Origin of the sequence: Nocardia aurantia, from assembly GCF_009604425.1 — a bacterium.
In the GTDB taxonomy this organism is placed as follows: domain Bacteria; phylum Actinomycetota; class Actinomycetes; order Mycobacteriales; family Mycobacteriaceae; genus Nocardia; species Nocardia aurantia.
This window is the reverse complement of record NZ_WEGI01000007.1, coordinates 426,539-449,478: the sequence shown is the minus strand read 5'-3', so window position 1 is coordinate 449,478 and position 22,940 is coordinate 426,539. Positions and strand designations below refer to the sequence as shown.

General features: G+C 69.8%; 20 protein-coding genes. 10 read left to right on the top strand and 10 right to left on the bottom strand.

Annotated elements, in window-relative coordinates:
• Window positions 1-218 precede the first annotated feature (218 nt).
• From NRB56_RS39095 to NRB56_RS18385, 5 genes are read left to right on the top strand one after another with little or no spacing between them, the layout of a single operon-like run.
• The gene (locus NRB56_RS39095) at window positions 219-332 is read left to right on the top strand and encodes a potassium-transporting ATPase (RefSeq protein WP_227837988.1); all 114 of its coding nucleotides are present in this window, start codon (window positions 219-221) and stop codon (window positions 330-332) included.
• Window positions 329-415 carry a K(+)-transporting ATPase subunit F gene (gene kdpF / locus NRB56_RS39090; protein WP_319943180.1) on the top strand — a complete coding sequence of 29 codons (87 nt, stop codon included), beginning with the start codon at window positions 329-331 and terminating at the stop codon, window positions 413-415. The genes NRB56_RS39095 and kdpF overlap by 4 nt, the downstream gene beginning before the upstream one ends.
• Window positions 416-2,089: a potassium-transporting ATPase subunit KdpA gene (gene kdpA, locus NRB56_RS18395; RefSeq protein WP_319943158.1), complete on the top strand. Its 1,674-nt coding sequence runs from the start codon at window positions 416-418 to the stop codon at window positions 2,087-2,089.
• Window positions 2,090-2,091: 2 nt separating this feature from the next.
• The gene (kdpB, locus tag NRB56_RS18390; RefSeq protein WP_153343699.1) at window positions 2,092-4,245 is read left to right on the top strand and encodes a potassium-transporting ATPase subunit KdpB; all 2,154 of its coding nucleotides are present in this window, start codon (window positions 2,092-2,094) and stop codon (window positions 4,243-4,245) included.
• Window positions 4,245-5,162 carry a potassium-transporting ATPase subunit C gene (locus NRB56_RS18385; protein WP_153343697.1) on the top strand — a complete coding sequence of 306 codons (918 nt, stop codon included), beginning with the start codon at window positions 4,245-4,247 and terminating at the stop codon, window positions 5,160-5,162. The genes kdpB and NRB56_RS18385 overlap by 1 nt, the downstream gene beginning before the upstream one ends.
• Window positions 5,163-5,263: 101 nt before the next feature.
• On the opposite strand, the gene NRB56_RS18380 is transcribed toward NRB56_RS18385, so the two are convergent.
• Both NRB56_RS18380 and NRB56_RS18375 read right to left on the bottom strand, forming a co-directional pair.
• Window positions 5,264-5,410, bottom strand: a complete 147-nt coding sequence (locus NRB56_RS18380) for a DUF1059 domain-containing protein (protein WP_019930024.1) — start codon at window positions 5,408-5,410, stop codon at window positions 5,264-5,266.
• A gap of 82 nt (window positions 5,411-5,492) precedes the next feature.
• Complete coding sequence (locus tag NRB56_RS18375) at window positions 5,493-5,924, bottom strand: DUF1707 SHOCT-like domain-containing protein (RefSeq protein ID WP_153343695.1); 432 nt, start codon at window positions 5,922-5,924, stop codon at window positions 5,493-5,495.
• A gap of 171 nt (window positions 5,925-6,095) precedes the next feature.
• On the opposite strand from NRB56_RS18375, the gene NRB56_RS18370 reads away from it, so the two are divergent.
• Both NRB56_RS18370 and NRB56_RS18365 read left to right on the top strand, forming a co-directional pair.
• Entirely contained in the window at window positions 6,096-7,325 is a 1,230-nt protein-coding gene (locus NRB56_RS18370; protein WP_319943157.1) for an acyl-CoA dehydrogenase family protein, read from the top strand.
• Entirely contained in the window at window positions 7,326-8,453 is a 1,128-nt protein-coding gene (locus NRB56_RS18365) for an acyl-CoA dehydrogenase family protein (protein WP_153343693.1), read from the top strand.
• A 199-nt stretch (window positions 8,454-8,652) separates the two neighbouring features.
• Here NRB56_RS18365 and thpD read toward each other — a convergent pair whose 3' ends face one another.
• The 6 genes from thpD to NRB56_RS18335 all read right to left on the bottom strand — a co-directional run bounded on the left by thpD (window position 8,653) and on the right by NRB56_RS18335 (window position 13,484).
• Complete coding sequence (gene thpD, locus NRB56_RS18360) at window positions 8,653-9,513, bottom strand: ectoine hydroxylase (protein ID WP_406603501.1); 861 nt, start codon at window positions 9,511-9,513, stop codon at window positions 8,653-8,655.
• 106 nt (window positions 9,514-9,619) lie between these two features.
• Window positions 9,620-10,012, bottom strand: a complete 393-nt coding sequence (locus NRB56_RS18355) for an ectoine synthase (RefSeq protein ID WP_153343689.1) — start codon at window positions 10,010-10,012, stop codon at window positions 9,620-9,622.
• A gap of 1 nt (window position 10,013) precedes the next feature.
• Window positions 10,014-11,276, bottom strand: coding sequence for a diaminobutyrate--2-oxoglutarate transaminase (gene ectB, locus NRB56_RS18350; protein ID WP_153343687.1), 1,263 nt, complete (start codon window positions 11,274-11,276; stop codon window positions 10,014-10,016).
• Entirely contained in the window at window positions 11,263-11,844 is a 582-nt protein-coding gene (ectA, locus tag NRB56_RS18345; RefSeq protein ID WP_406603497.1) for a diaminobutyrate acetyltransferase, read from the bottom strand. The genes ectB and ectA overlap by 14 nt, the downstream gene beginning before the upstream one ends.
• Before the next feature lie 46 nt (window positions 11,845-11,890).
• Complete coding sequence (locus NRB56_RS18340) at window positions 11,891-12,784, bottom strand: sensor histidine kinase (protein ID WP_153343685.1); 894 nt, start codon at window positions 12,782-12,784, stop codon at window positions 11,891-11,893.
• A complete protein-coding gene (locus NRB56_RS18335; RefSeq protein WP_153343683.1) occupies window positions 12,771-13,484 on the bottom strand; it encodes a response regulator transcription factor in 714 nt (237 codons plus the stop codon). Before NRB56_RS18335 ends, NRB56_RS18340 begins: the two co-directional genes overlap by 14 nt.
• Before the next feature lie 256 nt (window positions 13,485-13,740).
• On the opposite strand from NRB56_RS18335, the gene NRB56_RS18330 reads away from it, so the two are divergent.
• Window positions 13,741-14,964, top strand: a complete 1,224-nt coding sequence (locus NRB56_RS18330) for a L,D-transpeptidase (RefSeq protein ID WP_194290899.1) — start codon at window positions 13,741-13,743, stop codon at window positions 14,962-14,964.
• Window positions 14,965-15,021: 57 nt separating this feature from the next.
• Here the strand turns inward: NRB56_RS18330 and NRB56_RS18325 are convergent, their stop codons facing one another.
• Window positions 15,022-15,345, bottom strand: coding sequence for a DUF4333 domain-containing protein (locus NRB56_RS18325; RefSeq protein WP_153343895.1), 324 nt, complete (start codon window positions 15,343-15,345; stop codon window positions 15,022-15,024).
• Window positions 15,346-15,406: 61 nt separating this feature from the next.
• Window positions 15,407-18,478, bottom strand: coding sequence for a BTAD domain-containing putative transcriptional regulator (locus NRB56_RS18320; protein WP_153343681.1), 3,072 nt, complete (start codon window positions 18,476-18,478; stop codon window positions 15,407-15,409).
• Window positions 18,479-18,748: 270 nt separating this feature from the next.
• On the opposite strand from NRB56_RS18320, the gene NRB56_RS18315 reads away from it, so the two are divergent.
• Both NRB56_RS18315 and smc read left to right on the top strand, forming a co-directional pair.
• Window positions 18,749-19,195 carry a hypothetical protein gene (locus tag NRB56_RS18315; protein WP_153343679.1) on the top strand — a complete coding sequence of 149 codons (447 nt, stop codon included), beginning with the start codon at window positions 18,749-18,751 and terminating at the stop codon, window positions 19,193-19,195.
• 79 nt (window positions 19,196-19,274) lie between these two features.
• Window positions 19,275-22,889, top strand: a complete 3,615-nt coding sequence (gene smc / locus NRB56_RS18310; RefSeq protein WP_319943156.1) for a chromosome segregation protein SMC — start codon at window positions 19,275-19,277, stop codon at window positions 22,887-22,889.
• Window positions 22,890-22,940 lie beyond the last annotated feature (51 nt).

The following is a 22,940-nucleotide window of genomic DNA, read 5'->3' as shown; positions in this document are numbered from 1 at the left end:
CCGGCCGCCGGAGCGAAGCCGGCTGGCCGGCTACGCACGGTTCGGGTCGCTTGATGGTTTCTCTACGGCTTCGACTGCGGTCTGAACGGATTGCTGACGCGCTGTCCGGCGCTTGGCGTAAACGGCTCGTCAATGCGGGAGGGTGAGGCGCAAAGAAGGCGTCAAGGGTCTCGAATCAGACTTGAACGGGCGTTTCACTCAGTGCGGCGCATCTCGGAATGCGCGGCTTTCTCGAGAGAGGTTTCGACATGTCTGTCGTGGTGTTCACGGTGGCGACGGTGGCGATTTTCGCGCTGCTCGGCCTGATCCAACGGGGAGTGGAAAAGCTGTGACGCAGAACATCATCGGCTTGGTTCTCGCCGTTGCTGTCGCCGTGTATCTGGTGGCGGCGCTGCTCTTTCCTGAGAGGTTCTGAGTGAACACGACCACTGCGGGGATCGTTTTCGTCGCGGCCCTGATCGTCGCGCTCGCCCTCGTACATCTGCCGTTGGGCGATTACATGTACCGGGTGTACTCCGGCACCGAACACTCCCGGGCCGAGCGGGTGATCTACCGGGCCATCGGGGTGCAGCCGGATGTCGAGCAGCCGTGGGCGGTGTACGCGCGTAGCGCGCTGGCGTTCTCGGCGATCGGTGTGCTGTTCCTGTACTTCTTCCAATTGCTGCAGGGCCATCTGCCGTGGCATCTACCGCACCCGGGCACCACGATGTCCGCGGATCTGGCCTGGAACACCGCGATCAGCTTCGTCACCAATACGAACTGGCAGAACTACTCCGGCGAGCAGACCATGGGTCACCTGGTCCAAATGACGGGTCTGACGGTGCAGAACTTCGTGTCCGCCGCCGTCGGCATGGCCGTCGCCATCGCGCTGGTGCGTGGGTTCGCGCGCAACCGAAGCAACGATCTCGGCAACTTCTGGGTGGATCTGGTGAGGGGAACCATCCGTATTCTGTTGCCGTTGGCGCTGGTGTTCGCGATCGTGATGATCGCCGGCGGCGTGATCGAGAACTTCCACCTGTTCGACCAGGTCGCCGCGACGGCCGGGAACGGCGGTTCGCAGACCCTGCCGGGCGGACCCGTCGCGAGCCAGGAGGTGATCAAGGAACTCGGCACCAACGGTGGCGGCTTCTTCAACGTGAACTCCGCCCACCCGTTCGAGAATCCGACCGCGTGGACGAACTGGCTGGAGATTTTTCTGTTGTTGCTGGTCAGCTTCTCGCTGCCGCGCACCTTCGGGCGGATGGTCGGCAGCACCAGGCAGGGCTACGCGATCGTTGCCGTGATGAGCACACTGGCGATCTTCAGCCTGGTGCTGCAGAACTTCTTCCAGTTGCATCACCACGGCACCGTGCCGACCGCGGTCGGCGCCGCCATGGAGGGCATCGACACCCGCTTCGGTGTCGCGGACTCGGCCACCTTCGCGACCGCGACCACGCTCACCTCGACGGGGGCGGTGGACTCCGCGCACGATTCGTACACCAGCTTCGGCGGCATGATGACGATGTTCAACATGCAGTTGGGCGAGGTGGCGCCCGGCGGCACCGGGTCCGGTCTCTACGGCATGCTGATCCTCGCGGTGATCACGGTCTTCGTCGCCGGCCTGATGGTGGGCCGCACCCCGGAGTACCTGGGTAAGAAGATCAATCCGCGCGAGATCAAGCTGGCCTCGGCCTATTTCCTGACCACGCCGCTTATCGTGCTGCTCGGTACCGGGGTGGCGATGGCGTTGCCCGGCGAGCGGGCCGGGATGGCCAACAGCGGACCACACGGACTGTCCGAGGTGCTCTATGCCTTCACCTCCGCGGCCAACAACAACGGTTCCGCCTTCGCGGGTCTGTCCGGTAACACCGTGTGGTGGAACACCGCGTTGGGCCTGGCCATGGCGTTCGGCCGGTTCGTGCCGATCGTGTTCGCGCTCGCGCTCGCCGGTTCGCTTGCCGCCCAAGGTCATACGCCCGCCTCCGAGGGCACGCTGCCGACGCACCGGCCGCAGTTCGTGGGCATGGTCGCCGGTGTGACCGTCATCCTGGTCGCCCTCACCTTCCTGCCCGCGCTGGCGCTCGGACCGATCGCCGAAGGAATTCACTGATCATGAGCACCCCCGTTCTCGACACCACGGTGTCGAAACCCGAGAATCCGGCCCGGACGGGCCGGGTGCGCAGCGGTATGTTCGATCCGCAGTTGCTGTGGAGATCGCTGCCGGACGCGCTGCGGAAACTGGATCCGCGCACGCTGTGGAAGAACCCGGTGATGCTGATCGTGGAGATCGGCGCGGTGTGGTCCACGGTGCTCGCGATCACCGATCCGACGTTCTTCTCCTGGGCGATCGTCGTATGGCTTTGGCTGACGGTGCTTTTCGCGAATCTGGCCGAGGCCGTCGCCGAGGGCCGCGGCAAGGCGCAGGCCGATGCACTGCGCAAGGCCAAGACCGATACCATCGCCCGGAAACTGACCGACTGGCAGCCCGGTGCCACGCGGGTCGCCGAACTTCGGGTTCCGGCTCCGGACCTGCTGCGCGGCGATCACGTCGTCGTCGAGGCGGGCGAGGTGATCCCCGGCGACGGTGATGTCGTGGAAGGCATCGCGTCCGTGGACGAGTCGGCCATCACCGGTGAATCCGCGCCGGTGATCCGGGAATCCGGCGGTGACCGGTCGGCGGTGACCGGCGGCACCACGGTGCTGTCCGATCGGATCGTCGTGCGGATCACCCAGGAGCCCGGCGGCTCGTTCATCGACAAGATGATCGCGCTGGTCGAGGGCGCGAAGCGGCAGAAGACGCCCAACGAGATCGCGCTGAACATCCTGCTGGCCGCGCTCACGATCATCTTCGTGTTCGCGGTGGCGACCCTGCAGCCGCTGGCGATCTTCTCGAAGGCGAACAACCCTGGTGTGGCGGACAATCCGGCGCTGGACGGCCACGGCGTCACCGGGATCGTGCTGGTGTCGCTGCTGGTGTGCCTGATTCCCACCACGATCGGGGCGCTGCTGTCGGCGATCGGGATCGCGGGGATGGATCGGCTGGTGCAGCGCAACGTGCTCGCCATGTCCGGTCGTGCGGTCGAGGCCGCGGGCGACGTGAACACGCTGCTGCTGGACAAGACCGGCACCATCACCCTCGGTAACCGGCAGGCCTCGGACTTCGTTCCGGCGCCGAGCATCTCTCCCGACGAATTGGCCGATGCGGCACAGCTTTCCAGCCTCGCGGACGAAACCCCCGAGGGGCGTTCGATTGTCGTGTACGCGAAGCAGGCGTTCGGCAAGCGGGAGCGGACGGCGGGTGAGCTGATCGGCGCCACCTGGGTGGAATTCACCGCGCAGACCCGCATGTCGGGAGTGGATCTCGCCGATGGTCACCGGCTGCGCAAGGGGGCGGCCAGTGCCGTCACCGAATGGGTCCGGGCCGCAGGCGGTTTCGTGCCGGAACAGCTCGGCGAGACCGTCGACGGGATCTCCGCCTCGGGCGGTACTCCCCTGGTGGTCGGGGAGATCGCCGGCGGCGCGGCGCGGGTGCTCGGCGTGATCCATCTCAAGGATGTCGTCAAACAGGGCATGCGCGAGCGGTTCGACGCGATGCGCACGATGGGTATCCGCACCGTCATGATCACCGGCGACAATCCGCTGACCGCCAAGGCGATCGCCGACGAGGCGGGCGTGGACGACTTTCTCGCGGAGGCGACTCCCGAGGACAAGCTGGCACTGATCAGGAAGGAGCAGCAGGGCGGCCGCATGGTCGCGATGACCGGGGACGGTACCAACGACGCGCCCGCCCTGGCCCAGGCCGACGTCGGGGTCGCGATGAGCACCGGCACCTCGGCGGCCAAGGAAGCCGGCAACATGGTGGATCTGGATTCGGATCCGACCAAGTTGATCGAGATCGTCGAGATCGGCAAGCAATTGCTGATCACCCGTGGCGCGCTCACCACGTTCTCCATCGCCAACGACATCGCGAAGTACTTCGCGATCATCCCGGCGATGTTCGTGGGGCTGTTCCCCGGCCTGGACGTGCTGAACGTCATGCGGCTGCACAGTCCGCAGTCGGCGATCCTGTCCGCGGTCATCTTCAACGCGATCGTGATCGTGCTGTTGATCCCGCTGGCGCTGCGCGGCGTGAAGTACACGCCGTCGAGCGCGTCGAAGTTGTTGAGCCGCAACCTGCTCGTCTACGGCCTCGGCGGCATCGTCGCGCCCTTCGCCGGCATCAAGCTGATCGACCTCGTCATTCGATTCTTCCCTGGGATGTCCTGATGCGCATGTCGACCTGGATCCGCCAACACCTCGCGGCGCTGCGCGCGCTGCTGGTGCTCACGGTGATCACCGGAATCGCTTATCCGCTCGTGGTTTTCGCGATCGCGCAACTGCCCGGGCTGCACGACCGGGCCGAGGGGTCGCTGTTGCGGCAGGACGGGAAGATCGTGGGCTCCAGCCTGATCGGGCAGGCCTACACCGACGGCAAGGGCACGGCCCTGAACCAGTATTTCCAGACCCGCCCGTCGAATGCGGCGCCGTCGGACGGCAGCATCCCCGACGGCTACGACGCGACCAACTCGAGCTTCGGCAACCAGGGGCCGGAGAGCATCGTCGACACGATCGATCCGGACGATCCGAAGAAGGACAAGCAGGCGCTGCTGTCCACGGTCTGCTCGCGCAGCCTGGCGGTGGGGAGGCTCGAGGGCGTGGACGGCGGCCGGCCGTTCTGCACCCCCGGCGCCGTCGGCGCGGTGCTGTCGGTGATCGGCGAGCGCAACGCCAAGGGGACGGTGGATTCCCCGGTGCGGGTGGTCAGCGTGAACGAGGACTGCCGGGTCACGAAGACCCCGTTCCTCGCGTTCTACCGGGGCGTCGCGGTGGAGTGCGCGAAGCCGGGCGAGGACTATTCGGCGGGGCAGATCGTCCCGGTCGCGGGCAGCGCGAGCGTGGACACCCCGGTGCCGAGCGATGCCGTGACGGCCTCGGCTTCCGGCCTGGATCCGGATATCTCGCCGGCGTACGCGTCGATCCAGATCCCGCGGATCGCGAAAACCCGTGGTATCGAACAGGATCGGGTGCGGGCTCTCGTCGAGGCGAATACCTACGGGCGGGTCCTCGGGTTCGCGGGGGAGCCGCGGGTGAACGTGGTGGAGCTGAATCTCGCTCTCGATCGCGAGTATCCGTACCGGGGCTGAATCTCGGTGGGGCGCACAGCACGGGCCGCCTTCCGCTCGGGAAGGCGGCCCGTGTGCTGCCCGCGGCGATCGATCCGCCGGGCGAAGCGACCGGCGGCCGGTCAGTAGGCCATGAACAGGATCTCGTCGCGGCTGTAGTCGTGGCCCGGGTGCTTCTCGGAGAGGTGCGCCTTGGTCTTCGACACCAGCTCGTCCTCGGTCTCGCCGGTGATGTATTCGCCGCAGGGGCAGTTGATCCGTGTCTTCATCGCGTGTCCTTCGGTGCGTGTCGTACGGCGTACCGTGCCATCCTTCCGCGTGACGACCGGATCGGGCAAGGCCCGGAACCGGCTAGCGGCGGCGCGTCCCGCAGCCGGCGCCGGATTCCCAGCCGGTCAGCATCCGGAACACCAGGACCGCGCCCCAGGGGCCGATCACCCACAGCGGCCACGGGTAGGTGAATTCGCCGAGCCCGATGCCGACCAGGGCCCAGATCACGACGCAGAGCAGGCTGACGCCCAGCCATGCGGACGCCTCGATGCGCTGCCAGAGCGGGATGCGCCGGCGCGAGCCGGGCTGTGCGGGTGTGGACGCGGCGCGCACCGGCGGTAGGTCGCCCAGGACGCGCTGCAGATCGTCGCGGGTGGTGGTGGCCCAGACCGTGGCCACCCGCTGGTCGTATTCGGTGAGGTCGATGCGGCCGTCGCTCAGGTGGCGGGCCAGCTGGGCGACGATCTCCTGGCGCTCGGCGTCGGAGGCGCGGGTGCCGGTCGCGATGTCCATGGGACGATCCTCCAGGATCAATGTTCCTCAGTGGAATGTGTACCCCAAGGATCCACCTCTCACTGTGGAATGTCAAGGGGTGCCCGGGCTGGAGGTAAGTTAACCTTCATTTGCGCTACTCTGGCATCGAATGAGAAGGTAGAGCACCACATACCGAACAAGGAGTTCTCCGTGGATCTGGACTGGTCGCCCACCGATCTGGCGTTTCGCGACGAGGTGCGGCGTTTTCTGGACGAGAACCTGACTCCCGAACTGCGCCGCGCCGGCCGCCTGGCCACCAGTGTGTACCCGGACCACGAGGCCAGCATGGCCTGGCAGCACATTCTGCACGCGCGCGGCTGGGCCGCGCCGCTGTGGCCGGTCGAGTACGGCGGCTGCGACTGGAGCGTCGCCCAGCACTACATCTTCGACCGCGAGTCGGTATTGGCCGGGGCGCCGGGACTGTCGCCGATGGGCATCCGGATGGTCGCGCACGCGATCATCGCCTTCGGCACCCAGGAGCAGAAGGACTACTTCCTGCCGGGCATCCTCACCGGCGAGGTGTTCTTCTGCCAGGGCTACTCGGAGCCGGAGGCGGGCAGCGACCTGGCCTCGCTGACCATGGCCGCCGTCGACGACGGTGACGACCTGATCTGCACCGGCAGCAAGATCTGGACCACCCACGCCACCGAGGCCAACTGGATCTTCGCGCTGGTGCGCACCTCGAAGAAGGAGCGCAAACAGCAGGGCATCACCTTCGTGCTCATTCCGATGGACACCCCGGGCATCCAGGTGCGGCCGCTGGTCATGACCTCCGGCGAGCAGGTGCAGAACCAGGTGTTCTTCGATCAGGTGCGGGTGCCGAAGAAGAACGTCCTCGGCCGCATCGACGAGGGCTGGACGGTCGCCAAGTACCTGCTGAACTTCGAGCGCGGCGGGGCGCTGGGGCCGTACCTGCAGGCGCTGGGGGAGACGCTGGCGCAGCACGCCGCCAACCAGCCCGGACCGGCGGGCGGCGTCCTGCTCGACGATCCAGCGTTCGCGGCCCGGCTCGCCGACGCCCGGATCCGCGCGGACGTGCTGGAGATCCTGGAATACCGGACCATGGCCGCGGTCTCGCGGGGCAAGGATCCGGGCCCGGCGGCGTCGACGCTGAAGATCCTCGGTACCGAGCTCAGTCAGCGCATCACCGAACTGACCCTGGAGGCCGCGGGCCCGCGCGGCCGGATGTACCAGCCGCACGCCGCCATGCCCGGCGGCCCGGTGGTCGACTACCGCGCACCCGCGGACGGCTTCCTCGGCGGCGAGCCGTGGCAGGCCGTCGCGCCGCTGCGCTACTTCAACGACCGCGCCGGCTCGATCTACGCCGGCAGCAACGAGATTCAGCGCAACATCATCGCCAAGGCAACCCTGGGACTGTAGATGGACTTCGAATACACCGCCGAGCAGCAGCTGCTCCGCGACACGCTCACCGACTTCCTCACGGCCCGTTACGGTTTGGAGGAGAGCCGGGCGGCCGCCCGCACGGGTGCGGGCTGGCAGCCGAAGATCTGGCATGCCTTCGCCGAGGAGGTCGGCATCCTCGGCGCCAGCCTGCCGGAGGATTTCGGCGGATCCGGCGGCGGCCCGGTCGAGACCCTCATCATCGCCGAGGCGCTCGGCGCGGCCCTGGTCGTGGAGCCGTTCGTCGACACCGTGGTGGTCGGCGCCGGACTGCTGCGGCGGGCCGGTGGGGAGCTCGCCGAGTCGCTGCTGCACGGCGTCGTCTCCGGTGAAGTGATCACCGCGCTGGCCGCGCTGGAGGCGGATTCGGGGTACGACCTGCACCGGGTCGGCACGACCGCGCGCCGGGTGGGCGAGGAGTGGGTGCTCGACGGCGCCAAGGTGGTGGTGATCGCGGCCCCGATCGCGACCCACCTGCTGGTGACCGCCCGCATCCCCGGCACCGAGGGCCTCTCGCTGTTCGTGGTCGACCCCGGCGCGGCCGGGATCACGATGCACGCGTACCGGACCATCGACGAGCGGCAGGCCGCCGAGCTCGTCCTCGACGGTGTCCGGCTGCCCGCCGGCGCGCTGCTGGGTTCCGAAGGCGGAGCGGACGATTCGATCGACACCGCGCGCGACGAGGCGATCGCGGCGATCGCGGCGGAGGCCGTCGGCGCGATGCGCCGGGTCCTGGCCGAGACCGTCGGCTACGCCAAGCAGCGTCAGCAGTTCGGCGTGCCGATCGCGAGTTTCCAAGCGCTGCAACACCGCATGGTCGACATGCATCTGGAACTGGAGCAGGCGGTGGCCGCGGCCTACCTGGTGACGCTGAAGCTGGGCGCGGAACCCGCGGAGCGGACCCGCGCCGCGGCGGCGGCGAAGGTCACCGTCGCGCGCGCGGCCCGGCTGCTGGGTCAGGAGGCGGTGCAGTTGCACGGCGCGATGGGTATGACCGAGGAACTGTCGGTCGGACATTTCTTCAAGCGCCTCACCGCGATTCAGTACGAGTGGGGCACCGCGGACGGGCACACCGCGCGCTACGCGGTGCTCACCGACCCGCGCTGAGCGGACGGTCACCACCGGCCCGGCTCGGATCGTCACCGAGCCGGGCCGCTGGTTCTGCCGGGCCGGGTTCGCCGGTCCGGTCGGCCGCACCGACATCGTCCGGTGACGGTCGCCCACCGATCCCGGCCGGTCCACTCGTGCCCCGGACCGTCCGGACCGCCCGCGCCGCCCGAACACCCTCGGGCGGCGCGGTTCTCGGTCAGCGCACCGGCACGACGTCGCGGGCGGCGATGTACCCCGGGCGCGGCGCCGGCGCGGCATACGGTGTGTCCAAGGCGTTCTCGACGCTGTTGAACACCAGGAACAGATTCGAGCGCGGGAACGGCGTGATGTTGTTCGACGAACCGTGCAGCAGATTCGAATCGAACAGCAGCGCCGATCCCCGCGCCCCGGTGAACTGCGCGATCCCGTGCTTGTCCGCCAGATCGGTCAGCGCCGTCCGGTCCGGCACCCCGGTCTGCTGCTCCCGCAACGATTCCCGGTAGTTCTCCGGCGGCGTCTCACCCTGACAGGCCACGAAGGTGCGATGCGAACCGGGCATCACCATCAGGCTGCCGTTGAACGGGAAGTTGTCCGTCAGCGCGATCGACAGGCTCACCGCGCGCGGCGCGGGCATCCCGTCCTCGGCGTGCCAGGTCTCGAAGTCGGAGTGCCAATAGAATCCGGCCCCCGAGAATCCGGGCATGTAGTTGACCCGGCTCTGATGGATGTACACCTCCGAGCCGAGCACCTGCCGGGCCGGGCCCACGATCCGTTCCTGCCGAACCAGTTCCGCGATCACGGTGCTGAGCCGGTGCACCTCGAAGATCGACCGGACCCCGTTCGACGCCTTCTCCACGATCACCCGCTCATCGCCCCGCAGCTCCGGATCGCCGGCCAGCCGGTCGACCTCGGCGGCCAGATCGGCCACCTCCGCCGGGTTGAGCAGCTCGTCGAAGATCGCGTAGCCGTCGGTGTCGAAGGCCGCCAGCTCCGGGGTGGTGACCTCGCCCCAGACCGCGGGATCGTCGCGATCGATCGGCGGTACCGCCGCGACGGTGCGGGTGCGGTACCGATCCATCGGATGTTCGATCGAGGCCGCCCGCGGATCCGGGGTCACCGGCCAGGTGGGCGGGATCGGTAGTGCCGGTTCGGGTTCCGGTGTCGTCGCGGTCATCCGCTGACTCCTATTCTGCTGCGGCCACCAGCGGGTACACGCCGTTCTCGTCGTGCACCTCCTTGCCGGTGACCGGCGGGTTGAACACACACAGCATCCGCATCCGGGTACGGCTCTCGACCCGATGCCGTTCGTGCCCGTTCAGCAGGTACATCGTGCCGGGGCCGAGCGGGTACGTCGTGTCGTTGTCGAGGTCGTACAAGGTGCCCTCGCCCTCCACCAGCCAGACCGCCTCGACGTGGTGCTGATAGTGGAACTCGTGGACGGTGCCGGGCTCGATCGTGGTCTCGTGGAAGGAGAATCCGACCCCGTCGCCGCCGAGCACGATGCGCTTGCTGCGCCAGCTCTCGGCGGCCACGTCCCGGTCGGTGCCGGTGATCTCCGCGGTGGTGCGCACGATCATCTCAGTGGCCTCCCCGCACGGCCGCGACCGACCGGGTGAGCACGCCCAGGCCGTGATCCAGCTCGTCGTCGGTGATCGTCAGCGGCGGAAGCAGTTTCACCACCTCGTCGTCGGCGCCGGAGGTCTCCACCAGCAGGCCCTGCTCGAACGCGATGTGGCACACCTTGCCCGCCTCCGAGGCCTCCTCGAACACCAGGCCCTGCACCAGGCCCCGGCCCCGGGTGGAGAGCCCCGGGTATTCGTCGACCAGTTCGGTGAACGACCGCTGGATCCGATCACCCTTGGCCGCGGTGGATTCCGCGAGGGTGCCGTCGGACCAGAAGTGCTCCAGCGCGGCCGTCGCGGTGACGAAGGCCGGGTTGTTGCCGCGGAAGGTGCCGTTGTGCTCGCCCGGGGTCCACTGGTCCAGCTCGGGCCGCATCAGTACCAGCGCCATCGGAAGTCCGTAGCCGCCGATGGATTTCGACAACGTGACGATGTCGGGGGTGATCCCCGCGACCTCGAAGGAGAAGAACGGCCCGGTCCGGCCGCAGCCCATCTGCACATCGTCGACGATCAGCAGAATGTCACGCGCGGAGCACAATTCGGCCAGGCGGCGCAGCCACTGCGGCCGCGCCACGTTGACCCCGCCCTCGCCCTGCACGGTCTCGACGATCACCGCCGCGGGCTTGTCGACGCCCGAGGAGCCGTCGTCCAGCGCGCGCTCCATCCAGGACAGCTCGTCGGCGTCGTCCAGGTAGCCGTCGAAGGGCATCGAATTCACGTGGGACAGCGGCACTCCCGCGCCCGCGCGCTTGGCGGCGTTGCCGGTCACGGCCAGCGCGCCCAGGGTCATGCCGTGGAAGGCGTTGGTGAAGTTCAGCACCGTGGTGCGGCCGGTCACCTTACGCGCCAGCTTGAGTGCCGCCTCCACGGCGTTGGCGCCGGTCGGGCCGGGGAACTGCACCTTGTAGTCCAGTCCGCGCGGGGTCAGCAGCACCCGGTCGATGGCCTGCAGCAGATCCCGTTTGGCGGCCGTGGACATGTCCAGGCCGTGGGTGATCCCGTCGCGCGCGATGTAGTCGATCAGCGCGGCCTTCAGGACCGGGTTGTTGTGGCCGTAGTTCAGCGCGCCCGCACCGGCGAAGAAGTCCAGGTAGTCGCGGCCCTGGCTGTCGCGCAGCCAGGCGCCGGAGGCGGTGTCGAACAGGGTCGGCCAGTCGCGGCAATAGCCGCGCACGTTCGATTCCATGGACTCGAAAACGGTCATCTCAGCGGTGGTCATCGATGATCTCCTCTTCGGTGTGCGCCGCCGTCTGCAGCGCGATCCGGTACAGGTCCTCGGCTTGGTGCCCGTCCGGAAAATCTGGTGGGGTGAACAGTTCTTCCCGCTCGAGTTCGGTGCCGTGCCGGCGCGCGAGCGCGGCGAACATCGCCAGCGAGGCGTCGTTGTCCGGGGACACCGTGGTCTCCAGGGTCGAAACGCCGTGTGCCGCAACGTTGCCGACCAGCCGGTCCAGCATCGTGCCGGCCAGGCCGCGGCCGCGGAAGCGATGGTCGACGGCGACCTGCCACACGAACAACGTGTTTCGAGCCTGCGGACGGAGGTATCCGATGACGAAACCGGCCACCTGCGAATCGATCTCGGCGACCACGGAGGTGGATCGGAAGTCGCGGCACCAGAGCAGGTAGGCGTAGCTGGAATTGGCGTCCAGCACTCGGGAATCCACGGCGATCCGCCACAGCGGTGCGCCGTCTGCGGTCCGTGGCGCGCGAATGACCGTGGTCGTCTCGGCAGCGCGACCGACCGCGGTCTCGGCGGCGGTCCGGCTGAGGGTTCTGGTCTGGGTCACAGGGACAGAGTTGCCACTTGATGTTGAGTTTTACCGGACGGAAACTTTACTGTTCCGTGACAATCCCAGGTGGAGTGACATCCGTCACGGCCGGCAGCCGCACGATGAACCGCGCGCCGCCGCCGGGCCGGGCGTCGCATTCGACCTGCCCGCCGTGGCCGACGACGGTCTCCGCGACCAGCGCGAGCCCGATGCCGGTGCCGCGCCGGCCGCGCCGCCCGGTCTCGAAGCGTTCGAAGATGCGCTCGCGGTCGGCCGCGGGCACGCCGGGGCCGGCGTCGTCGACCGTGATCACGGCCCAGGTCCCGGCCGGCGCCAGCCCGAGCCGGACCAGCCCGCCGCCGTGGCGCTGGGCGTTGTCGACGAGGTTGCCGAGGGCTCGCTCGAGCTCGGCGGGCCGCGCGGTCACGACGAGATCGGGGCCCGGGGCGAGCAGCTCCGGCGTCAGCTGCCGTCCGGACAGCACGTAGGCGAGCAGTTCGCGCAGCGACACCGGGCGGGCCTCGACGGTGTGCACCCCCGCCTCGGCGCGGGCCAGGGCGAGCAGATCGTCCAGCAGCCGGCGCAGATGTTCGATCTCGGTGCGGGCCAGTCGCAGCGCCCGGCGCGGCCGGTCCGGGATCTCCGCCTCGTGCCGGCTCAGCACCTCCACGCTGGTCGACAGGGTGGTGACGGGGTTGCGCAGTTCGTGGCCGAGGTCGCCGATCAGCCGGTCCTCCCGGCCGGCCTGCCGGCGCAGCGAGTCCACGGCCGCCTGCTGTTCGCGCGCCCAGCGCCGCAGCACCAGCCACAGGCCGGTACCCAGTCCGGCGCCGCCGGCCAGGCACACCGCCGCGGTGGCCCACGGGCCGTCGGTGAGGGCCGTCACGGCCGTCAGCAGCGCGACGGCCAGTCCGGCGCCGACGGCGACCGCGGCGGCCCGGCCGTCAGCGCTGGACATCCAGCCGGTAACCCAGTCCCCGGACCGTCACCACGATGGCGGGATCCGAGGGGTCCTTCTCGATCTTGGTGCGCAGCCGGCGCACGTGGACGTCGACGATGCGCTCGTCACCGAAGTGGCCACGATCCCAGACCCGCTCCAGCAGGGCGCTGCGCGACAGCACCCGGCCCGGGGTCTCCGCCAGTTCGCACAGCAGCCGGAACTCGGTCACGGTGAGATGCACGTCGGCCTCGCCCCGGCGCACGGTCCCGGCGTCGGGGGAGAGCAGCAGCGGGGCCTCCGGGTCGGCGTCCAGGGCCAGCTCCGGGGGCGGCGGCGGTTCGGCGGCGGGCTGGGCGCGCCGGCGCAACGCGCGCATCCGGGCGGTGATCTCCTTGATCTCGAACGGCTTGGTGACGTAGTCGTCGGCCCCGGCCTCCAGCGCGGCCACCACGTCGTGGGTGTCGTCGCGGGCGCTGACCACGATGATCGGGACGTCGTGGTCGCGGCGGATCTCGCGGATACAGGAGAAGCCGTCCATCGCGCCGCCGAGCATCAGGTCGACGATCATGACATCGGGAGCGCCCTGCTCGCGCAGGCGTTCGAGGGCGGCCTCGCCGTGCTCGGCCTCGGTGACCTCGTAGCCCTCGTCCTCCATCGCCATCCGGAGGGATGCACGAACCCCGTCGTCGTCCTCGACGATCATCAGGTTCGCATTCATAACGGTGAGCATCCTACCGGCCGACGATCTTGCTCGAACGGAGTGCATCGTGATCCATCCGTACTCGCGGGAACAACGTGACGCGGGCACAACCCCGGGGACAGACATACCCCGGCAACCCGCGCGTAAAACCACGGCAACACCTCCGGATGCCGCAACGGCGATCTGCCCCGTAAACTGGCGATTCGAAATCAGTAGGTGATGGTGCGCCGGGGGCACGGGCCCGCGTCGCACGGCGAAGCGCAGGAGAAACACCATGTCAGGTCGCCGCCGCCGATTCAGTGTCGCGATGGGCTTGACCCTGGTGACGATGCTGATGGCTGCGTGCTCGTCTTCGACGGGGGCACCGAAACCGGCGACGAGCGGGGGCGGTCCCGCCGCCCCGGCCATCGTCGTCAGCCCGAACGGCGGCGACGACGTCGATCCGCTGGGCAAGATCGAAGTGAGCGCGACCGACGGCATTCTGACGTCGGTGACCATGACCAACGAGGACGGCAAACCGGTCGACGGCATCCTCACCCCGGACAAGACCGCCTGGAAGCCCACGGCCGCGCTCGGGTACGGGCACACGTACACCGTCGCCGCGAAGGGCATCACGCTGACCGGCCCGACCGGCCCGGTCAGCTCGACGTTCACCACGCTGACGCCGGGCAACCAGACCAAGGTGTACCTGACCACCACGTTCGGGCAGCCGCTGGCCGAGGGCGGCACGTACGGCGTCGGCACGGTCATCGTCGCCCACTTCGACGAGGCGATCTCGGACAAGGCCGCCGCCGAGCGCAAGCTCCAGGTCACCGCCGACCCGCCGGTGCAGGGTTCCTGGTACTGGCTCGACGACCGCAACGCGCACTTCCGGCCGCAGCAGTACTGGCCCGCGAACACCAGGGTGACCGTGAACGCGAGCCTGTACGGCACACAGGTCGGTCCCGGCCTGTACGGCCAGGAGGACTCGAAGACCTCGTTCCTCATCGGCCCCTCGCACGTGTCGATCGCCGACGACAACACCCATCAGGTGCAGGTGTTCGAGAACGGCCAGCTGATCCGCACGATGCCCACCTCGATGGGCCGCGGCGGCAGCGACACCTTCGCGGGCAAGACGATCTACTTCAACACCCCGGCCGGCACCTACACGGTGATGGACAAGGGCAACCCGGTGATCATGGACTCCTCCACCTACGGCCTGCCGGTCAACGACCGGCTCGGCTACAAGGAGGCCATCAACTGGGCGACCCGGATCAGCGCCGACGGCATCTACCTGCACCAGCTCGACTCGACGGTGTGGGCGCAGGGCAGCAGCGACACCTCGCACGGCTGCCTCAACCTCAACGGCGCCAACGCGCAGTGGTTCTACAACTGGTCGATCCCGGGTGACGTGGTCGAGGTGCACAACACCAGCGGACCGGGGCTGAGCATGTGGAACAACGGTGACTGGACGGTCCCGTGGGACGAGTGGGTGAAGGGCAGCGCCCTCGCCGGATGAGTCCGCGCGAATACGGCCGCCCGCGCAGCTGCACGGGCGGCCGTACTCGTTTCGCGGTCAGTTCTTCGGGGTGTCGGCGACCTGGATGTCGAACTTCGCCTGATCGCCGTCGACGCTGGTCACGGTGACCGTGACGTCGTATTTCGTGCCCTGGTCGTCGAGCGTGCAGACCAGCGTGGCGCCCGTGCGCGCCGGGAGGTTCTGCGGGCAGGTCACCGAGTCGGGTTTCTGGCCGACCTGCTGCTCGAGTTTGCCGCTGATCTGCGCGGCGACCTCGTTCTTGTCGACGGAACGAGTGCCCACGGAGACCGAGCCCGAGCAGGCGGTCAGGAGGGTGGTGGCCACGGCGAATGCCACCGTGAGGCAGCCGGCGATTCTCATGGTCAACGGTATCCCCAGCCGATTGCGGAGGTGTTGGAAGCGGATTGGAGCCGGCGGCGGATCAGGCGCCGCGATCCTGGACCCGCCGCGGCATCGCCGAATCGGCCCGCAGCCGGTGCAGCCGCTCGGAAAGCAGTCTGTTCCAGGCATGTTCGCCGGTCGCGGTCGCGAGCAGTTCGCCGCGGTGCACGAGTTCGCGTGCCGCGTCGATGTTGTCGCGGGCCGATTCGATATCAGCGAGCAGCGCCAGGTACAGCGGGGCCAGCATGACGGTCGCGCCACCGTCGGTGACGATGTCGTACGCCTCGTGCGCGGCGGCCGCGGTGTCCTCCCGGTCCGGGCCGAGGGCGCGAGCCCAGTCCCGCACGATCCGGGCGCCCGCCGCCAACTGCGCCAGGCCGGTCTCGGCCAGTTCGCGGGCCACGGTGTCGGCCGAGCGGGCCGTACCCGGCACGATTCCCTGGATCGCGTTCGCCTGCAACGCGGCCAGCCGGACCATCGCCGTGCTGTAGGCGTCGCCGGCGGCCGTGCCGAGGTCGATGCCTGTCCGGGCCGTCTGCCAGGCCCGTTCCTGTTCGCCGCACAGGCCGAGGGCGACGGCCGCGACCGCGTGCAGGCGGACGTCCCAGCGGGCGAGGGGGCTCGCCTCGGCGAGGGCCGCGAGGTTCGCGAACGCCGCGTCCAGGCTCGCCGTCCCCGCCGCCGGATCGCCTCGGAGACAATCGATCAGCGCGCGCAGGTAGTAACCGGCGGCGGCCGGCGGATCACCGGTTTCCCGGTGCCGTTCGATCAGTTCGCCGGCGACGGCGGCGGCCTCCCGGTACCGGCCCTGGGCGCAGCGCACGAGGCAGTGCAGCGCGATCGCGGCGGTCCGGGCGGTGCCGTGCCGGTCGCCGAGTTCGAACACGTGCCGGAACGCCCGGCCGACGTCCTCGTGGTTCTGTCCCGCGAGCGCCGACCACGCCAGCGCCAGTCGCAACCACAGCGCCGATTCCCGCTCGAACCGCTCCGGCGCCCGGGGCAGCCGGGCGCAGATCTGTAGCGAATGTTCCGCCAGCGCGGCGATATCCGCGTAGGCCGACCGCGTCGCGGCCGCGGCCAGCGCGAGATCCGTGATCGTCAGGGCCGCCGGCGCGTCCAGCGCGGCGCCCGCCTGCCAGGCGTGATCCGCGGTGGCGAGCAGCCATTCGTAGGACCGCCCCGCGGCGTCCCGCATCCGCGCCCGCGCGACGAGCGCGTGCAGTTCGCCGCGTTCGCCCGAATCGAGTTGGGCGACAACGGCCTTGCGGGTCACGCCGTGGCTGAAGGTGAACCAGCCGGGGCGCTCGGCCGTTTCGTCGATCATCGCCGCGCGCCGCGCGTCACCCAGCCGTGCCCGCACCGTGGCGGCGGGCAGGCCGAGTACCTCGGCCACCGTGACCGGTTCGAATTCCGCGCCGATCACCGCCGCCGCGCCCAGGATCGCCCGGGTGGCCGCGTCCAGGTCCGACATCCGCCGGCGCACCACCCCGGTGACCGCGTCGGGCACCGGATCGCCGTCCGGCGCGAGCGTGCGGCCGTCGAAATGCTTGCGCGTGGACAGGAATCGGACGATCTCGCGCACGAAGAACGGGTTGCCGCCCGAGTGTTGCCGCAGCACGGCGACGAAACCGGGACTCGGCGGGACGCCGGACAGCTGTTCGACGAGCGCGCCGATGTCGTCGTCGGCGAGTCCGGCCAGTTCGAGCACCGACACGTCGGTGCGGCCGACGAGGCGATCGTATTCGGCCCGATCGTCGGCCGAGACGATCGCGGACCAGGTCACGACGATCAGCGCCGGCAGGTGATGCAGCCGGTCGGCGAGCAGGGCGAGGGCGTCGCGGGTGGGCCGATCCGCGCGGTGCACATCGTCGAGGATCAGCAGCAGTGGACTCGCGGCGGCGAATTCCCTTACCGCCCGGACGATTCCGTCGATGGCCTCGAAGGCGGGGTCGGCCGTCTCCCGCGCGATCGGTCGCGATTCCCATTCCGGCCACTCCGGGACCAGCGCGGCCACCTCGGGTGCCGCGGCGCGCACCTGTGCGCGGGTGTCGGCGCCGAGTTGATGTCCCAGTTCCCGCAGCAGTTGAATCCAGCCCCACAGCAACGGTTTTCGCAGACCGTCGGGGTGACCGGCGCGGGCCACGGTCATCCCCGCGCCGCGCCCGTATTCGGCGAGGGCCGCCGCGAGCGCGGTCTTGCCGATGCCGCTCTCGCCGGTGAACACGGCGAAGCCGCCGTGTCCCCGGCCGGCCGCGTCGGCCATCTTCGCCAGCCAGGCGAGTTCGGCGGATCTGCCGACGAGGGCGGGCCCGGCCGGGGCCGGGGCGGCGGGCGCCGGGTCGTCGGCGACCGGCACGGTCAGGGTCAGGGTGGCGACGCCGGCGGGCGGGTCGGTGTCGTCGTGGCACAGGCCGTGGAACAGCCGGCGCAGATCGTCGCCGGGGGCGACCCCCAATTCCCGATCGAGTACGCCGCGCACCCGGTCGTAGGCCTGGAGCGCCTCGGCGCGCCGCCCGGAGCGGGCCAGCGCCAGCATCAGCTGGGCCCACAGTCGTTCGTGCACCGGCACCGCCGCGATCGCCGCCTCGATCTCCGGCACCAGATCGGCGTGCCGGCCGAGCAGCAGCGCGGCGTCGAAGCGGGCTTCGATCGCGCTGCGGCGCAGGCCGGTCAGCCGTTCGATCTCCGGGTCGGCGAAGTCCCAGCCGCTGAATTCGGCCAGCGGATCACCGCACCACAGCTGTCCGGCGTCGGTGAGCAGGTCGTGCGCGGCGGCGGCGTCGCCGCGGGTCAGCGCGCGCCGGCCCGCGCCGACCAGCTCCTCGAACCGGCGGATGTCGACCGGATCGCCGTCGAGGGCGAGGTGGTACCCGATGGACCGGGTGGTCAGGCGCCGAGGTGCGGACGCGCCGTCCTGCAACGCCCGGCGGAGATTCGCCACGTACGACCGGAGCGAGGCCAGCGCCTTCTCCGGTGGCTGCTGACCCCACAGCCCGTCCACGAGACGTTCGAATCGCACGACCGAACCGCCCGCGAGAACCAGGATCGCCAGTACGGCCCGCTGTTTCGGGCCGCCCAGCGGCAGGTCTCCGCTATCGGCCCGCACCCTCATCGGACCGAACAGAAAGTATTCCAAAACCTCGTGCCGATCCCTCCGGCGCCGCGATCCCCGAATACCGCTGCGACCTCCGCCAACACTGGGATTCTAGACCGCTACCCAGGCATTCTGTGAACTTTCCCAGCGCCGCCTGAGGGATTCGGACCGTTCGGGCGGATGGCGGTCGGCGAATATCCCGGTATGCCCCCAGTTCCGGGGGCTCGGGTTACCTGATTCGGTCAGGGAGTTGCGATCTTGTCCTGGTTGTGGGGAAAGATGATGGCCATGACCGCATCTCGAGTGACTCGATCCCTGTTGCGTGCCGCCCCGGCGGTGCTGTTCGCCGTGGTCGCCGCCGCGACCTTCACCGCTGTCGGAGGTGTGGCGACCGCGCAGGCTCCCCTGGGCGGCCTGCCGCCCGCGCTCGGTATCCCCGGCCCGGCGCACCACCTGCAGATCCTGCCGGGGCAGAACAGCACCGGCGCCAGTGGCAGCGTGATCCCGGGCAAGAACGACGCCTACTCCATCTCCACCGCGCCGGGCCAGAGCCTGGCCTTCGACGTCGTGTCGTCCAACGGTGGCGCCGTGCTCACGGTGGCCCCGCTGGTCGGCCCGATGGTCGCGCAGGAGGTCCCGCACGCCGATGTCGTGGCCGACGGCCACGACTACCAGATCGCGGTGTCCACGCCCGACGGCGCCTCGGACTACACCCTGACCGTTACCGCGTACTGACCGGCCGAACTGCCGGGGGAACGCGATTCTCCCGGCAGCCTCGCGGCAATCGCCCGGGTACGCGGTAGATTGGCCGACTGTGCACCTGAAGAGTCTGACGCTGAAGGGATTCAAATCCTTCGCGTCCGCGACGACGCTCCGCTTCGAGCCCGGCATCACCTGCGTGGTGGGGCCCAACGGCTCCGGCAAGTCGAATGTCGTCGACGCGCTCACCTGGGTGATGGGTGAACAGGGCGCCAAGGCGCTGCGCGGCGGAAAGATGCAGGACGTCATCTTCGCGGGTACCGCGGGCCGGGCGCCGCTGGGCCGCGCGGAGGTGACCCTCACCATCGACAATTCGGACGGCGCGTTGCCGATCGAATACTCCGAGGTGTCGATCACCCGGCGGATGTTCCGCGACGGCGCCGGCGAATACGAGATCAACGGCAACACCTGCCGGCTCATGGATGTGCAGGAGTTGTTGTCCGACTCCGGGATCGGCCGGGAGATGCACGTCATCGTCGGCCAGGGGCAGCTGTCGGCGATTTTGGAGTCCCGCCCCGAGGACCGGCGCGCCTTCATCGAGGAGGCCGCGGGTGTGCTGAAACACCGGCGGCGCAAGGAGAAGGCCGTCCGCAAGCTCGAGGCCATGCAGTCCAATCTGGCCCGGCTCACCGACCTCACCACCGAATTGCGCCGCCAGCTCAAGCCGCTGAGCCGGCAGGCCGAGGTGGCCCGACGCGCCGCCACGGTGCAGTCCGAACTGCGCGATGCCCGATTGCGTCTGGCCGCCGACGATCTCGTCTCGCGCCGGCGCGATCTGGAGAGTCAGCAGAGCAAGGAGGCGTTCGCCCGCGAGCAGCACATCAACGTGCAGGCCGAGCTCGACGCCGCGAATGCCGCTCTCGCGCAACAGGAATTCGAACTCTCCCGGCTGAATCCGGCCGCCGACGCCGCCGCGCAGACCTGGTTCCAGCTCTCGGCGCTGGTGGAGCGGGTCAACGCCACCATCCGCATCGCCCGCGACCGCGCCCGCAACCTCGCCATCACCCAGCCCACCGGCGGCGGCCGCGATCCCGAGCAACTGGAGGCCGAGGCCGATCGGGTGGAGGCGGAGGAGGCGGAACTGCTGGCCGCCGTCGAGTTCGCGACGGCGACGCTGGAGTCCGCGCGGGATCAGCTGTACGAGCGCGAGCAGGCCGCGAAGGCCGCCGAACAGGCCCATCTGGCCGCCGTGCGCGCCATCGCCGATCGCCGCGAGGGCCTGGCCCGGCTGGCCGGTCAGGTGGACACGCTGCGCAGCCGTACCCAGTCCGCCGACACCGAGATCGCCCGGCTCTCCGCCACATTGGCCGAGGCCCGGCGGCGCGGTGAAGCCGCCGAGGCCGAATTCGAGTCCGCCCAAACCGAACTCGGCGAGCTGGAGGCGGGGGAGGAGAGCCTCGACTCCGCCTACGAGCACGCCGCCGCAGCGCTGGCCGCCGCCGAGGAGCGGGTCACTGAACTACGCGAGCGCGACCGCGAGGCAGGCAAGAAGGTCGCCTCGCTGTCGGCGCGCATCGAGGCGCTGACCATGGGGCTGGCCCGCAAGGACGGCGGCGCGTGGCTGCTGGAGCAGCACAGCGAGGGGTTGCGCGGCCGGGTGTCGGAGGTGCTGCGCGCGCGAACGGGTTACGAGGCCGCGGTCGCCGCCGCGCTCGGGCCGCTCGCCGACGCCGTCGCGGCGGACGGGCAACCCTCCGCGCATGCCGCGGTACAGGCGTTGAAGACCTCGGACGGAGGCCGGGCCGCGGTGGTCTACGCGGGCGCCGCCGGACGCGGTGCGGTGGCTGCCAGCGGTGCGGCGCCGGCGGGGACGCGCTGGCTGGTGGACGTGATCGATTGTCCCGCTGAGCTTTCCGGTGCGGTCGCGACGCTCGCGGCCGATACCGTGGTGGCCGACGATCTCGGCGCGGTGGCCGCGGTGCTGGCCGCGGATCCCGGGCTGCGGGTGGTGACCCGTGACGGTGATCTGGCCGGGTCCGGCTGGTTGCTGGGTGGCTCCGATCGGGCGCCGAGTCAGCTCGAGGTGCAGGCCGAGATCGACTCGGCGCGAACCGAACTGGAGTCTTGGCAGCGACAGGCCGAGGAGCTCGAGGCGGCGCTGTCCGGTGCGCTGGACGAGCAGTCCGACCGGAGGGACGCCGCCGATCAGGCGCTGCTGGCACTGCACGAATCCGATCAGTCGATGGTCGCGACCTACGATCGGCTGGGGCGGCTCGGCGAGGCCGCGCGGGCCGCCAAGTCCGACAGTGAACGGCTGGTGGTGCAGCGTGACGACGCCGAGGCCGCCCGCGACGAGAACCTGACCCGGCTGGCCGAACTGGAGGACCGGCTGCGGCACTCGGAATCCGAACAGTCCGAACTGGATTCGACCGCCGACGCCGGCACCGAGACCGCCGGCCAGCAGCGCGAACAGGCCGCCGCCGCACTGGCCGAGGCCCGATCGATGGAGGTGGAGGCGCGGCTCACCGTCCGCACCTCCGAGGAACGCGCGGAATCCGTTCGCGGCAAAGCGGATTCGCTGCGCCGCGCGGCCCGCGCCGAACGGGAGACCCGGGCCCGCACCGAACGCGCGCAGGCCGCCCGCCGCCGCGCCGCCGAGGTCGCCGAGGCCGTCGCCGACAGCGCCGAACGCGTTGCGGCGGAACTGGAGACGGTGGTCGGCGAGGCCGCCGCCCGCCGCGACGAACTGGTGCGCCGCCGCACCGAATGCGCCGCCACCGTGGATCGCACCAAGGAACGGTCCCGCGCGCTCACCACCCAGCTCGGTCAGCTCACCGACGCGGTGCACCGCGACGAGGTGGCCCGCGCCCAGGCCGCGCTGCGCATCGAACAGCTGGAACAGAACATCGCCGAGCAGTTCGGCATCGCGCTCGACGATCTGGTCGCCGAGTACGGCCCCGACGTGCCGATGCCGCCGTCGGCGCTGGAGGTGCAGGAGTACGAGCAGGCCAAGGAACGCGGCGAGGACGTCAGCCCGCCGCAGCCCATGCCGTACGACCGCGCCACCGAGGAGCGCCGGCTCAAGCGCGCCGAGAAGGATCTCGCGACCCTCGGCAAGGTGAATCCCCTCGCGCTGGAGGAGTTCGCGGCCCTGGAGGAGCGCTACACCTTCCTCTCCACCCAGCTCGAGGACGTGAAGAAGGCCCGCCAGGACCTGCTGGACGTGGTCGCCGAGGTGGACACCCGCATCCTGCAGGTCTTCGCCGAGGCGTACGAGGACGTGTCGCGCGAATTCGTCGGCGTGTTCGGCAAACTGTTCCCCGGCGGCGAGGGCCGGCTGCTGCTCACCGATCCGTCCGACATGCTCACCACCGGGGTCGAGGTGGAGGCCCGCCCGCCGGGTAAGAAGGTCAAGCGGCTGTCGCTGCTGTCCGGCGGCGAGAAGTCGCTGACCGCCGTGGCGCTGCTGGTGGCGATCTTCCGGGCCCGCCCCTCCCCGTTCTACGTGATGGACGAGGTCGAGGCGGCGCTCGACGACACCAACCTGCGCCGGCTGATCGGGTTGTTCGAGCAGCTGCGGGAGAAGTCGCAGCTGATCGTGATCACCCACCAGAAGCCGACCATGGAGGTCGCCGATGCGCTGTACGGCGTCAGCATGCGCGGTGACGGCATCACGCAGGTGATCTCGCAGCGTCTGCGCGGAGAACCGCTGGCGACCGCACCCGCCTGATCGGCGCTCCAAAGCGCTTCCAATCGAATCGCAATCGCCTCTTCCTATTCT